A 13940-nucleotide genomic window follows, 5' to 3' on the forward strand; every position below is an offset into this window, starting at 1 on the left:
GCAAGCAATCCTAGTTAGGGTTGCTTGCTCAGCTTCATTTTTAATCTGCTAACATTTTAAATTGATGATGGTCTTCAAATAGTTTTGCTATCTGTAGTAACAATTCCTCTTGACCTTTAGCGGCCGTCAATTGAATTCCGATAGGGAGCCCAGTTTTTGTTAAATGGGTCGGCAAGCTAATAGCTGGCTCACCTGTTAAGTTAGCTTGTTGAGTAAATGGTGAATGGGTTAGTGAGGGGAGCCATTGATCATAAATCAGCTCTCGTTGCGCTTGGGGAGCAAGCTCATCAATCTGGTTCATTAGGGCCAGGTTCTCATTTGAAACTAATTGCTCGTTTAAAGAAATAGCAACTGTTGCCGTCGTCGGACATAAAACCAAAGGATAGCTTTCGTGTAATTGAGCCCATTGAGCAGCTGCTTGGTCCCAAGTGGACAGAGCATCGATATAATCAACTGCTGAAATCTGCTTGCCGGTTTGATAAAGAGCCCAAGTTAGTAATTCCATATCATCTCGGGTGACAGAACGGCCAATCGCTGCTTCGATTTCCTGGAACATATGGGCGGTTTCACCGGCATTCATGGTGTAGTAGCTTCGAATTAAGGCATCACCATTAGTTGGCCAGTTAATTTCTTCAACGGTCCAACCCGCCTGGCGCAAGAAGTCGACGGCTGCTAAGACGGCCTGCTCGGCTTCAGAATCAACTGGGGTACCAACGGGGGATTGGGTAAGGTAACCAATTTTAAGTTGCCGATCGGGTTGATTAAGCCGTTGAACTAAACCGGCTTTGATTAAAGGAACTTGGAAAACCGCCGCCGCTTGTAGAGCTTGCATGCTTTCTAAAAAGAGGGCCGTATCCGTAACGGAGCGTGTCAAAGCAAAGTTAATGGAAGCCCCTTGCCACGATCGCCAATCACTAGGTCCCATCGGCATCCGCCCGCGGGTCGGCTTAAGACCAATTAATCCGGACCAAGAAGCCGGAATCCGAATAGAACCTCCACCATCACTGGCGCTTGCGATTGGGACCATGCCGCTAGCTAAGGCACTGGCCGCCCCACCAGATGAGCCACCAGGGGAGTATGCAGTATTAAAAGGATTTTTAGCATCACCATACATTTGCGAATCGGTCACGTTCTTGAAACCAAATTCGGGAAAATTAGTTTGGCCGATGATAATAAAACCGGCGGCTTGTAATCGGCGCGTGTAGTTACTGGTGATGGTGGCGCGATAATCTTGAAAGAGTCGATTAGCATTTGTTGACGGTTCACCTGCGAGACTTTGCCCGAGTCCCTTGAGCAGGATGGGCACGCCTAAAAAGGGCTGACCAGTATCTTTGAGTTGGGCAGCTTCACCCAGCGCCTGCTGATGACGAGTGGTAATGACGGCATTGAGATCAGGATTAAGGCGGTCGATTTGTTGATAGGCCGTATTAACTAGGTCAGTAGCCGACACTTCATGATCCCGCACCAGTTGTGCGAGCCGATAGGCCGGTTGACGCATCAAATTTTGAGAAGACATTGTTGACCTCCTAGTTTTTCTTCATTCTAGACTATTGTGGTATCGCTTTCAATGACTTATAATCAAGGGGACTTGAGGGGGTGATGATGATCACTGGATTCGTGGTGGGGTCCTTAACTGGGCTAATTGATTTGCATCTGGCCATTTCTTCGATCCCGACAATTCTTTCCGGATTGCCGATGTCCTTGTTTTTATTAGTAACTTGTTTTATTTTAGCTAATATTCTGGGCTTTTTGCTGGTGTTAATCCGACAAAGTCACTGGGCGATCCTGCGCTGGATAGCTCGCTTTTACATTTCCTTTTTTCGGGGCGTACCGATGTTAGTAATTCTGTTTATTACTTATTTTGGTTTTAATATGGATGCCATACCTGCCGCGGTTCTTTCCTTTACGATTGCACCGGCGGCCTTTATCTCTGAGTATTATCGGTCAGCCTTGTTGGGTGTTGATCTTGGTCAATATGAGGCTGCCCGATCTTTAGGGATGAATCGTTACGTAGTCTTACGGTATGTCATCTTACCGCAAGCTTTACGAATTGCCCTACCATCACTCGGTAACGTGATGGTCGATATGTTTAAAGGGACCTCTTTAGCGGCCATGATCACCGTTTCGGAAATGTTTATGGATGCCAAAATTGTGGCGGGAGCTAATCAGGACTATATGTCGATTTATATCACCCTAGCAGTCATCTATTGGTTGTTGTGTTGTTTGTTATCTTGGGGACAAAGCTGGTTAGAAGGCCGGCTAGATTTTGTTGCTAAAGCGGAGGAATAATTATGCATAAATGGTGGAAAATCATTACGGGAGTTTTAGTGTTAGGTTTAGTGGTTGGTGGTTTAACGGCTTGTGGCAAAAAGTCGGCCGCTAGTAAAAATACTTTGGTTGTCGCGACCTCAGGGACTTTATATCCAACCTCTTATCACGACTCTAAAACCAAAAAATTAACGGGTTATGATGTCGAAGTCGTGCGGGCCATCGCCAAAAAATTACACAAAAAGGTGGTCTTTAAGGAATACAGTGTTGATGGCATGTTAACGGCGGTCAAGACGGGTAAAGCTGATATGGCAGTGGATGATTTTGCTATTTCACCAACGCGGAAGAAGAAATTTGCCATGTCGATTGCTTTCAAGCACTCTTTCAATAGTATTATCGTGCGGTCATCTGACAACTCCGGAATTAATAGTTGGGCGGATTTAAAGGATAAGAAGGCCGGTGGCGAAGCCGGGACGAATTACCAACGCCTGGCCCAACAACTAGGGGCCAAATTAGTTAATTATGATAACGTATCCAATGATGTTTACCTGCGAGACCTGCAAGACGGGAAGACCGATTTCATCATGAATGATTATTATTTACAAAAGTTAGCGCTGGCGGCCAACCCGAATAGTGGCTTGAAGATCATGCCGAACATGTACTTTACGACGAATGAAGACGGGAGCGGGGAAGGAATCATCATGAGTAAGGATGATCCTAAACTGACAAAAGAAGTTAATTCAGCGCTAAAAACCTTACTAAAAGATGGCACGATTAAAAAATTAGCCATGAAGTTCTATGGAGCGGATGTTACAAAGCAACCGAGTGAACATATCAGTAAGCATTTTACAATCTCCAGTAAATATACCGGACGAAATTAAATATTTGTGAAAATTGAAAAGCTGATCAGAAACATCAATTAGTTTCTGACCAGCTTTTTTGCTTATCCTAAATAATCGGCTAAGCTTTGCAAGACCCCATTGTGATTGTTATCAGTTTTAGTTTGGTAGTTAGCAACAGCTTTGACATTGGCATTACCGTTTTGCATGGCATAACTATACTTAGCTAACTTCAACATGCCTAAATCGTTATCCCCATCACCAAAAGCGGCGAGTTGATCTGAACTTAACTGCCATTGGTCGAGAAGGTGGTTTAAAGCCCAAGCCTTATCAATACCAGGGACCGTAATGTCAACGGAGCCATTACCACTGGGCGTGATGCTGACCTGGTCGCCAAAGCGCTGAATTAAATCGTTGATCCGGGTTTCGGTTTGTTCGTCGATCAAAAATGACATTTGATAATAACGATCCTCAGGAAGGTGGTCATAATCGTCAATGACTTGGTACTTCGGGAAGTAAAATTTCATTCGTTCCAGATTAGCTGGTGACTCTTGGGCGGGGAGGTAACCGTATTTCGTCCCCGCCAAGCTCGGATAACAATGAAGATCATTCACTAGATATGCAATCACTGCTTGAGCAATGACTGGATCAAGGGTTTGACTAATTAATAAATCACCGGCTTGATTAACGACGTGGGCCCCATTTTCGGATAAAAAGGTGAGCTCCGCTTGTTCTTCCGGCGTGAAATAGTTCAAGAGGCATTCTAAAGAATTACCACTAGCAACGATTAGTTGGACATCCTGGGCGCGAAGCTGACTAGCAACCTCATTGAATAATTGGTGATCAAAAGTCTTGTCGTCAGTTAAAAAGGTCCCGTCCATGTCAAAAGCGACAGCAGCAAATGGTAAAGTCATATGAACTCCTTTCAATTATCCGCGATAAATACTCTTATATTTTAGGAAATCCGGACTGGAATTTCAAACCGACAAATCGAGTGACACGATGTCATTTGTTAGAGTATAATTTAGGTACACTAAGGAGGTCGATACCAATGACGGAAAAAACATTTACTTTGGCTCAATTAGCTCAATATGATGGGCAAGATGGTCATCAACCATACTTCGCTTATGAAGGAACCGTTTATGATGCTTCAGGAATTCCTAACTGGCAACCGAACCAAAACCATGGTTTGTTAACTGGTAAAGATATTACCGAGGAATTTAACCGGTCGCCACACGGGGCTGAAATGTTTGAAAAGATGCATTTGCCAGTGGTTGGTAAATTAGTTGAGGAATAAGAATAGAGAAAGTTGGGAAAAAAGCAATGAGGTGTCCCATAGGTTAGACTTGTGGGGCGCGCCTTTTGACCGTAATTATGAGTGTGATCAAAAAATGAGGGTGAAAGAAACAGCTCAGTTTCTTTCACCCTCTATTTTTAACTCGTTTCTAAAATTGATCAATTAAGTGTTGCAGAAGTTGGTTAGCTTCTTCAGGGAGCGCGTTAGTCGTGTGGGTTTCTTTATAACGTTCAACCCAGGCTAGCCGCGTCTTTAAACGTTCTTTAACCGTGTTGCGATATTCATCATTATTAAAATCTGGTAGGTAGCCTTCATATGGCATATAGCTCATTTCAGTCGCTGGCCCAAATGGTTGCCAGGTGTCTTGACCCGTGGCGATCTTTTCTAAGATGTCCAGGGTGGTGTGCTTATCAATGTCTTGACCGTAAAAGTCACCGGTATTGATGATGTAGCAATCAACTTGTTGCTTTTCAAAGAGCTCCTTAAAGTCGGCATAATCGTCTTTCAGTGGATAGGCCCGGAATGGGTTAGCAAAGGGTTCAATAACTAAGGCATTGCGATCGGCATTCAGGACGTTTTCAGCGGTAGACCGTTTCGTGGCCAGAGTAGCCCCAAAGGTAGCGGCCGCAATAGGATCCGTTAATTTAACCACTGGTGGCAAACTGTTATCCTTCATGATCCAGAAAATAGAGGTGATGGGGGCAGTTTCCTTATCAACTCGGTTGACAGAGGCATAGCGCGACTTAATGGTCCGACCGTTTCCGTTACGGAGATCTTCGGTAACAAGGGTCTTTTCACCTTTTTCATTTAAGGTGACCCCACAGTTCATGACCGTGGTGAAGAATTGGGTTTCGCGAGTTCCTGGTAAGTAGTCATTGGTTTTATCAAAATAACTGGGCTCCAGCGCAATGGAAGTTCCATTCTCGCGACTAATGATAAAGGCATCATCATGTAAGACGGTAATGTCAAATTTGCCATCATGTTTGTTGTGGGTCAGGGTTGATTTACCAGAACCAGATAAGCCGTAAAAGGCAAAGACTGCATCATCACGATCGGTAAAGTGGAATGATTTTTCGCCACCGTGACTAGCCGTGTATCCATGACGATGGGCAATCGCCCAAGTGAGAGTTAAGGTCCCCTTCTTTAATTCCCCAAAGTAGCGTAGACCCAGGACCGCGATGGCATTGTGTTCGGCATCAACCACGACGAGCCCATTAGGATATTCGTCACTGTGCCAATCAGGATTGGCATAGATATAGATATCCCCTTCGTCGTATTGCTTTGATTTCGCATAGCGCGCTTGGTATTCGTTATTCAGCCATTGGAAATTAAGCATATAGGACAAGAGGTTAATCTCATATCCTTTAGCAATGGCTAAGTGAGCCTTAACCATAAAATCTTCGTCCAAACCAACGACTACATCAGTGGCATAGAAAGTTTGGTCTCGACCATCAAAAATCGCTTCGCGGAGGACCTTATCTAATTTTTCCACATCTTCAGTGGGGTTGTCAGTGTGGTGGCGCGCCGCCGCTGTTCGCCCAACAATATCACCATGGTTGTCGACGATGACTTTTGCATTAGCGGGTAAGCCCAATTCTTCAGTATGAATAATGGGCTGGTCAGTCACAATGGTATTGGGATTGTTAAGGGCTAATTCATAAGCTTCGGCGGGCGTATCAATCCGTTGGACATTATTTTGATAAAAGGCAGATTCAATCGTGGTACGCGTACGTGAAAAAATATGATTGGCCTGATTAATGGCTTTAGTCTCAAATGATTGTTTAGTACTCATGTGTTTTACCCTCCTGTTTGGTTAGTTTTATTGTAATGGTAGCGGTTACAAGGTTCAACTATAATTGTGAAATTATTTGCAAAAACCAAGCGCCTATTGTTGTTGGGGCCGGAAAAGAGTATGATCAAGAATGTTTACATATATTCGAACGAAGAGGAGTAATTCATGGAACGTTTTCGAAATAATCTATTGGGAATCGTGGTTTGTTTAATTATTGCCATCCCGGCTTGGCTCCTAGGGAAGGTTTTTCCAGTCATTGGGGGGCCAGTGATCGGGATTATTGCTGGGATGATCATCACCCTTTTTTGGACCAATAAAGGTTATGCGGCTGCTGGGATTGGCTGGACCTCTAAGGTGATCTTACAAACGGCGGTTATCCTATTGGGATTTGGAATGGACTTTGGGGTGATCATCCAAACTGGAGGGCAATCACTGCCCATTATTGTTTGTACGATTGGGATCGCTTTAATTATTGCGTGGGCGCTGCATAAATGGTTGCAGATTCCTAGTAAAATTGCGACCCTCGTGGGGGTCGGCTCGTCAATTTGTGGTGGCTCGGCCATCGCAGCGACCGCTCCAGTGATTGATGCCGATGATGATGAAGTCGCCCAAGCAATTTCAGTAATTTTCTTCTTTAATGTTATTGCGGCAGTTCTATTTCCGGTGCTTGGGCATCTTCTAGGGTTTGCAACGAATAGTGGGAATGCCTTTGGAATTTTTGCCGGGACGGCGATCAATGATACTTCATCGGTGACCGCGGCGGCATCCACTTGGGATAGTATGTGGAATTTAGGAAGTCAAACTTTGGATAAGGCCGTGACGGTAAAGTTAACCCGAACCCTAGCGATCATTCCCATCACCTTAGTTTTAGCTTTGATGAATACTAAGCAAGCTGACGGGGAAGCGAAGAATCACTTTAGCTTAAAACGAGCTTTTCCGATGTTTATTTTGTACTTTATTTTAGCCGCGATCTTCACCACCATTTGTGTTCATTTAGGCGTTGCCGCCACGGCTTTTAATCCGCTTAAAGAATTAGCTAAATTTATGATTGTTTTGGCCATGACGGCGGTCGGTTTGAATAGTAATGTCGTTAAATTAATCAAAACCGGTGGTAAGCCCCTGTTCTTAGGGGCTACTTGCTGGGTAGGGATTACACTAGTCAGTTTGCTCATGCAACGCGTCATGGGGATTTGGTAGAAAAGAGATCATTCAAATGGAAGAAAAACAACAGTCATCAGTCGTCACCAAGATTTCCCTCGGCGGATTAATTTTGATGATTTTTTCGTCAATTTTTGGTTGGAACAATTCGTTAACCGCTTTTTATCAAATGGGTTATGCCAGCATTTTATGGTATTTAGTGGCAGCCATCTTATTCTTTGTTCCCTCATCGTTAATGTTTGCTGAATATGGGGCCGCTTTTAAGGCCGCGCGTGGAGGAATCTTTTCCTGGCTACGGGGTTCAATTGGTGAAAAACCGGCCTTTATTGGGACTTTTTTGTGGCTAGCCGCTTGGGTGGTCTGGTTAGTTTCTTCTAGTCAATATTTCCTCGTGGCGGTTTCAACCATGATTTTTGGTAAAGATGTCACTACCAGTTGGCATCTTTTCGGCTTATCTTCGGACCTGACCTTAGGGATTTTAGAAGTTTTATTTTTAGTAACCGTCACTTTTATTGCCACGCACGGGATTGATAAGATTGTTAAGGTAACCTCGTTTGCCGGAATCTTTACCATGGCGATGCCAATTGCTTTTTTGGTGATTAGCGCCATTATTTTAATAATGCATCATGGAACCTTAGCTGAACCGATTACGACAGCCAATTTGATTCATTCCCCCAATCATAATTTTGTCTCGCCGATTGCAGTGGTGTCCTTTCTTGTTTATGCCATCTTTGCTTTTGGGGGCATGGAAACCATGGCGGGCGTAATTGATAATGTTGATCAGCCTGAGAAAACCTTTCCCAAAGGGGTCTTAATTGGTTGTGGGATGATGGCCTGTCTATATTTCTTAGTCATTTTCTTATGTGGGATCAGTACTAATTGGAATGCAATTTTAGGAAAATCCAATGTTAACCTGGCCAATGTTGAGTATGTCATTATCAATAATTTGGGCCTTGAAATCGGCAAAGGCTTTGGCATGGGTCATGCTAATTCACTATTGCTAGGGCGGATTTTCTCCCACATCGCTGCCTTTGCCGACGTCTTTGGTGGGATTGGAGCGGCTTTTGTGATGACTTATTCACCAATCAAGTCCTTTGTCCAAGGTTGTGACCAACGGCTCTTACCTAAGCGATTTACAACCATGAATCAACACGGGATGCCGGCTTTTGCCATGTGGTGTCAGGTGGTAGTCGTATCTTGTATTATTATGTTCATTGCTTGTGGTGGGGCGGCCGCTAGCACTTTCTATACGATTTTAACGGATATGATGAATGTCGGTTCGTCCACGCCGTACCTGTTCTTAATTGGCGCCTTTCCCTTCTTTAAAATGAAAGAAGGTTTGGACCGCCCCTTTGTCTTTTATCGGCGGATGTCCTTTACCTGGGTGGTAACCATCATTGTTTGGCTAGTGATCGCCATTGGAATTATCTTTACGATTATTCAACCAATTATTGAAGGTGAATACATGACCTCCTTCTGGACCGCCTTTGGACCGGTCTTCTTTGGGGCAGTCGCTTGGATTTTCTACACCCGCGCTGAAAAACGGGGGACCTTAGATTAATTAGGAGGGTCAGATGAAGTTTGTGATTGCCCCAGATTCTTTTAAAGAAAGTATGACGGCTTTAGTGGCTGCCCAAGCGATTCAAACTGGTTTGTTAAGAGCGCTACCCACGGCGCAATGTCAATTAATTCCTCTAGCCGATGGAGGTGAGGGGACCGTGGCTACCTTGGTGCATGCTCATCAAGGGGAAATGGTGTTAACTTTGACCGCTGGGCCCTTGCCTGGTCAAACGATCCAGGGGACTTATGGACTAATTGATAATGGGGAAACAGCGGTGATTGAAGTGGCCGTTGCTGATGACTTGACGTTAGTTCCTCGCCAACAACGGGATCCCTTATTAGCCAGTTCTTATGGAACGGGTCAACAAATCTTAGCAGCCTTAGCTCGAGGGGTACAACGCATCATCATTGGTTTGGGTGGCAGTGCCAGTGTTGATGGTGGACTTGGGATTTTACAGGCTTTAGGAGCGCGGTGCCTGGATGATCAAGGGCAACCAGTACCAGCTGGTGGGCAAGGATTAAGTCAAGTTGCCACCATCGATCTATCAACGATTGATCCGCGTTTAAGTCAGGCTGAACTTATCTTAGCTAGTGACGTCACCAACCCGCTCTTAGGTCCTCATGGTGCCGCCAAGGTCTTTGGTCCACAAAAGGGGGCGACTCCCAAAATGGTCGTGACTTTAGAAGCAGGGATGAAAAACTTTGCTCGACGAATGAATGTAACCGTGGGTCGTGATTTTAGTCAGGTGGCCGGATCGGGAGCAGCCGGGGGGATTGGTTTTGCGCTTTTAGTATTAGGCGGTCAATTGCAATCTGGAATCGAATTAATGATGGCGGCGACAAACTTATCGCAAGCTATTCAAACAGCTGATATGGTCATTACTGGAGAAGGGCGGATTGATGGGCAAACCTCATTTGGAAAAGTACCGGCCGGGGTCGCTCGCTTGGCCAAGCAAGCCCACAAACCCTTAATTGCGATTGGTGGGAGCCTCGGTGATGATCTTTCTGCTTTATATGATATGGGTTTCACCGCCATCTTTTCCTGTCTAAGTAGCGTTAAATCCCTAGACCAAGTCTTAGCCCAGGGTCCAGCTAATCTCTCCCGGACCGCGGAGAATATTGGGCGGCTCTTAGTATTGAAGTCTAAATAATGTTTAAAATCCTTGAATCAAATGTTGGTTCAAGGATTTTTATATATACTAGGTTGACACGGTGTCATCGAAGTGTATAATGATCATCGAAAAGTGACACGGTGTCACCGTGAGGAGGTAAGTATAATGTTTTTAGCCTTACATGAAATGAAACATGAAAAACTCCGTTATGGCATGGTAATTTTCATGATTATGTTAATCAGCTACTTGGTCTTCGTTTTGGCGGCCCTAGCTTTAGGTCTGGCTAACCAAGAGTATCAGGCACTAGACACTTGGAATGTGAAAAGTGCGGTCATGACGACAACTTCTGATAAGGAACTTCGGCAGTCTACATTGACGCCACAACAGGTAAAAAATTTAACGAAGAATCAGGATAATGCGGTCATTGCCATTAATTCGGTGATTGCAAAAGCCAGTGGTAAGAAGCAAGTGGCCTCAACTTTTGTCGGTATTGATAAAGACCAATTTATCTACCATGATTTGAAATTGACCAGTGGTCATAAACCAACTAATAGCCACCAAGTGGTCGTAAATGAAAGCTATCAAAACGATGGCTATAAATTAGGTGATCAGATCAAGCTTGGTTCGGATCAGACCAAGTATCAAATTGTTGGTTTCGCTAAGGATTCGATGCTTCAGATTGCGCCCGTTATTTATGGAACGGTTTCAACCTGGCAACAAATTCGCGGGACTGGCAATCTTTTTGCCGGGAGTGCGGTCGTTTCAAAGAAATCATCAATTAAAGTCAATGAATCCGGCTTAAAGAGTTACCCGATTCAACAGGTGATTGAGAAGCTACCGGGTTATTCCGCTCAGAACATGACCTTTGAATTTATGATTGGTTTCTTATTGATCATTTCCTTGATTGTAATTGCGGTTTTCTTGTACATTATCACCATCCAAAAACTCAGTAATTACGCCGTTTTACGGGCGCAAGGAGTACCGTCACGGTTTTTGGTGAATGCCACGATTGCTCAATCGATCTTACTGACAGTCAGTGGGTTAGTGATTGCAGTGCTGTTAGTTTGGGGAACTTCCTTACTTATGCCGGCGGCCGTCCCAATGTCCTTTAACTGGGGTTTAATGGGGGCGATCAGCTTAGGATTAGTCGTAATGTCCTTACTTGGTTCAATTATTCCGGTTCGGGTCGTCACCAAAGTGGACCCAGTATCCGTAATTGGAGGTTAAGATCATGGCAGAAATTGAATTAACAAACATTAACAAATTTTTTGGTGAAGATACGGCTCGAGTGCATGTCTTAAAAGATCTTAATTTTACGGCAAATCCCGGCGAGTTGGTACTGATTTTAGGCCCTTCTGGATCGGGGAAATCCACCTTTTTAACAATTGCCGGAGGCTTACAAACCCCTGATTCAGGGACTGTGCTGGTTGATGGGCAAGATGTTTATCAATTATCCAGTAAACAACGGGACCGCTTGCGGCTAAATAAGATCGGCTTTGTCCTTCAAGCTTATAATTTGGTGCCATATTTAACGGTGCTAGAACAATTCAAGCTAGCTGATAAGGTAAAAGCTACGGGGAATATGAATCCTGCGCAATTAGATGAATTATTAAAAGATCTGGGGATTTATGAATTACGGCATAAGTATCCCGATCAATTATCTGGGGGTCAAAAACAACGGGTAGCGATTGCCCGGGCCCTGTATTCACAACCGAAGATTGTCTTAGCTGATGAGCCAACTGCCGCCTTAGATAGTCCGCGAGTGGCTGAAGTTGGGGCCTTGCTAGCTGATTTAGCGCACAAGCAAAACCGGGCGATTGTGGTGGTAACTCACGATGTTCGGCTGGAAGAATTTGCTGATCAGACTTATCGCTTATCCGATGGGGTGATGACCAAACAAAATTAAATACCAAGTATTAGGACGTGTCGGGCTGGCACGTCTTTTGCTTTAAAAAAGTAAGCAAAATAATTGTGTTGAAAAAGGGACGTGGTATTCTAAGAATAATGAATATGAGGAGGGTACTTATGGAAACGATCAAAAATCTGGTAATTGGCTTTGGTAAGGGTGGTAAGACCCTGGCAAAGACTCTTGCCCAACGTGGTGAAGCGGTGATGGTAGTTGAACAATCTAGTCAAATGTATGGTGGGACTTGTATTAATGTTGGCTGCCTGCCATCCAAGAATATGATCATTAATAGTGAACGGCACCTCTCTTTTGCGGAGGGAGTGGTCCATCAAAGTGCCTTAACTGATCGCTTGCGGAATAAAAATTACCATATGCTCGCCGATGAACCCACAGTTGAGGTAGTGGATGGAAAAGCGCGATTTATGGGCGATCATCAAGTCGAAATTGAGCTAGGCAATGGTGATCATCGTCAGGTGGAGGCTGAGCGCGTCTTTATTGATACCGGTGCCCAACCTGTGATTCCTGATATTCCAGGTCTAACCTTAGGTGAGCGGATTATCACTTCAAAAGAAGCGCTGTCCTTACCCTATCAACCACAAACCATGGCGGTATTAGGGGCTGGACATATTGGTCTTGAATTTGCCTCGATGTATCACCAATATGGAACGGATGTAACGGTGATTAATCGTCATGAGCACATACTTAATCATTATGATCGTGACGTGGCGGAAATGGTGGAACAAGACTTAATTAGCGCTGGAATTCACTTCCGGATGAACACGAATTTAGTTCAAGTGGAGGCGACCGCAGATCGGGTCACCCTAACCTTTGATAATGGAGAAAGCCAAACCTTGGATGCCTTGTTAGTAGCGAGCGGACGTCGACCAAATATTGATGATCTTGGCCTGGAAAATACGGGCATTCAATTAACTTCACAGGGGGCCATTCAAGTCAATGAACGGCTTGAAACCACGATCCCAAATGTTTGGGCGATTGGGGATGTCAATGGTGGCCCACAATTTACTTATATCTCACTCGATGATTTTCGAATCATTAATAATCAACTCTTTGGGGATCAGACGCGTTCGACCAAGGATCGCTTTGCGGTTCCAGCAACGACCTTCTTGACGCCGCCATTATCATCTGTAGGTCTCACCGAACAAGCTGCCCGTGCCCAAGGCTACAACATAAAGGTTTATCAACAGGCAGCTGCCGGAATTCCCAAGGCCCATGTAACGGAAGAAACACGGGGCTTATACAAGGTGATTGTTGATCAGGATACCCAGAAAATCCTGGGGGCAGTGATTTATGCTGCCGAATCCCATGAGGTTATTAATATTGTGGCTTTAGCGATGAAGACCCATCAGCCATACACCGTGCTCCGCGACATGATCTATACTCACCCAACCATGGCCGAAGTCTTTAATGACCTTCTAAAATAATTTGTCAGATTATTAGAAATCCATTAGAATATTCCAAAAGGCTAATGGAGGAAAAGATTAATGGCATATGAGCAAGTTCGTGATTATTTTGAAGGACAAGGATTAGGGGATCGGGTATTGCGCTTAACCGATGCTAGCGATACGGTGGAACATGCGGCACAAGCAATTGGCTGTGAACCGGCCATGATCGCGAAAACTTTATCATTTTTAGTTGATGGTGAACCGATTCTAGTGGTAATGGCGGGAGATCAGAAAGCTGATAACCGTAAGTTCAAACAAGAATTTGGGACCCGACCACGGATGATTAAGTATGATGAAGTGGAAAGTTATATTGGTCATGCTCCCGGGGGCGTTTGCCCCTTTGCGGTAAAGGCAGGCGTTAAAACCTATTTAGATACCTCATTAAAACGATTTACGGATGTTTATCCAGCTGCGGGGGATGGTAATAGTGCGGTGCATCTTACTATTGCTGAGTTAGAAGAGCATGCCCATAACCAAGCCTGGATTGATGTTAGTAAGAGCTAAAAAAAGATGAAGCAGAAGTGAACCCCCTAAGTTGGACAGAT

The 13940-nt window shown here is 44.5% G+C and carries 13 protein-coding genes; 10 read left to right on the forward strand and 3 right to left on the reverse strand.

The features are described from left to right. Positions 1-40: 40 nt before the first annotated feature. A complete protein-coding gene (locus FC60_RS06355; RefSeq protein ID WP_056937599.1) occupies positions 41-1516 on the reverse strand; it encodes an amidase in 1476 nt (491 codons plus the stop codon). An 86-nt stretch (positions 1517-1602) separates the two neighbouring features. On the opposite strand from FC60_RS06355, the gene FC60_RS06360 reads away from it, so the two are divergent. Beyond that, on the forward strand, positions 1603-2289 hold the full coding sequence (locus FC60_RS06360) for an amino acid ABC transporter permease (RefSeq protein ID WP_082601364.1): 687 nt from the start codon (positions 1603-1605) through the stop codon (positions 2287-2289). A gap of 2 nt (positions 2290-2291) precedes the next feature. Beyond that, positions 2292-3149: a transporter substrate-binding domain-containing protein gene (locus tag FC60_RS06365; RefSeq protein WP_056937601.1), complete on the forward strand. Its 858-nt coding sequence runs from the start codon at positions 2292-2294 to the stop codon at positions 3147-3149. A 62-nt stretch (positions 3150-3211) separates the two neighbouring features. Here the strand turns inward: FC60_RS06365 and FC60_RS06370 are convergent, their stop codons facing one another. Further along, positions 3212-4021: a Cof-type HAD-IIB family hydrolase gene (locus tag FC60_RS06370; protein WP_056937602.1), complete on the reverse strand. Its 810-nt coding sequence runs from the start codon at positions 4019-4021 to the stop codon at positions 3212-3214. A 137-nt stretch (positions 4022-4158) separates the two neighbouring features. Here FC60_RS06370 and FC60_RS06375 point away from each other — a divergent pair, with 137 nt between their 5' ends. Then, complete coding sequence (locus FC60_RS06375) at positions 4159-4404, forward strand: cytochrome b5 domain-containing protein (protein WP_056937603.1); 246 nt, start codon at positions 4159-4161, stop codon at positions 4402-4404. A gap of 148 nt (positions 4405-4552) precedes the next feature. On the opposite strand, the gene FC60_RS06380 is transcribed toward FC60_RS06375, so the two are convergent. Then, positions 4553-6196: a phosphoenolpyruvate carboxykinase (ATP) gene (locus FC60_RS06380; RefSeq protein ID WP_056937604.1), complete on the reverse strand. Its 1644-nt coding sequence runs from the start codon at positions 6194-6196 to the stop codon at positions 4553-4555. 165 nt (positions 6197-6361) lie between these two features. Between FC60_RS06380 and FC60_RS06385 the strand changes: the two genes are divergently transcribed. From FC60_RS06385 to FC60_RS06415, 7 genes are all read left to right on the forward strand, one after another. Then, positions 6362-7393, forward strand: coding sequence for a YeiH family protein (locus FC60_RS06385; protein WP_056937605.1), 1032 nt, complete (start codon positions 6362-6364; stop codon positions 7391-7393). 16 nt (positions 7394-7409) lie between these two features. Next, positions 7410-8915, forward strand: coding sequence for a glutamate/gamma-aminobutyrate family transporter YjeM (gene yjeM / locus FC60_RS06390; RefSeq protein WP_056937606.1), 1506 nt, complete (start codon positions 7410-7412; stop codon positions 8913-8915). Between the two features lie 13 nt (positions 8916-8928). Continuing rightward, positions 8929-10065, forward strand: a complete 1137-nt coding sequence (locus tag FC60_RS06395; RefSeq protein WP_056937607.1) for a glycerate kinase — start codon at positions 8929-8931, stop codon at positions 10063-10065. 126 nt (positions 10066-10191) lie between these two features. Next, a complete protein-coding gene (locus FC60_RS06400; RefSeq protein ID WP_056937608.1) occupies positions 10192-11253 on the forward strand; it encodes an ABC transporter permease in 1062 nt (353 codons plus the stop codon). A 4-nt stretch (positions 11254-11257) separates the two neighbouring features. Next, the gene (locus tag FC60_RS06405) at positions 11258-11932 is read left to right on the forward strand and encodes an ABC transporter ATP-binding protein (protein WP_056937609.1); all 675 of its coding nucleotides are present in this window, start codon (positions 11258-11260) and stop codon (positions 11930-11932) included. A gap of 119 nt (positions 11933-12051) precedes the next feature. After that, positions 12052-13374, forward strand: a complete 1323-nt coding sequence (locus FC60_RS06410; RefSeq protein WP_056937610.1) for an FAD-dependent oxidoreductase — start codon at positions 12052-12054, stop codon at positions 13372-13374. A 60-nt stretch (positions 13375-13434) separates the two neighbouring features. Continuing rightward, positions 13435-13899 carry a YbaK/EbsC family protein gene (locus FC60_RS06415; RefSeq protein ID WP_056937611.1) on the forward strand — a complete coding sequence of 155 codons (465 nt, stop codon included), beginning with the start codon at positions 13435-13437 and terminating at the stop codon, positions 13897-13899. The last annotated feature ends 41 nt before the right edge of the window (positions 13900-13940 follow it).

Source organism: Limosilactobacillus gastricus DSM 16045 (assembly GCF_001434365.1).
GTDB classification, from domain to species: domain Bacteria; phylum Bacillota; class Bacilli; order Lactobacillales; family Lactobacillaceae; genus Limosilactobacillus; species Limosilactobacillus gastricus.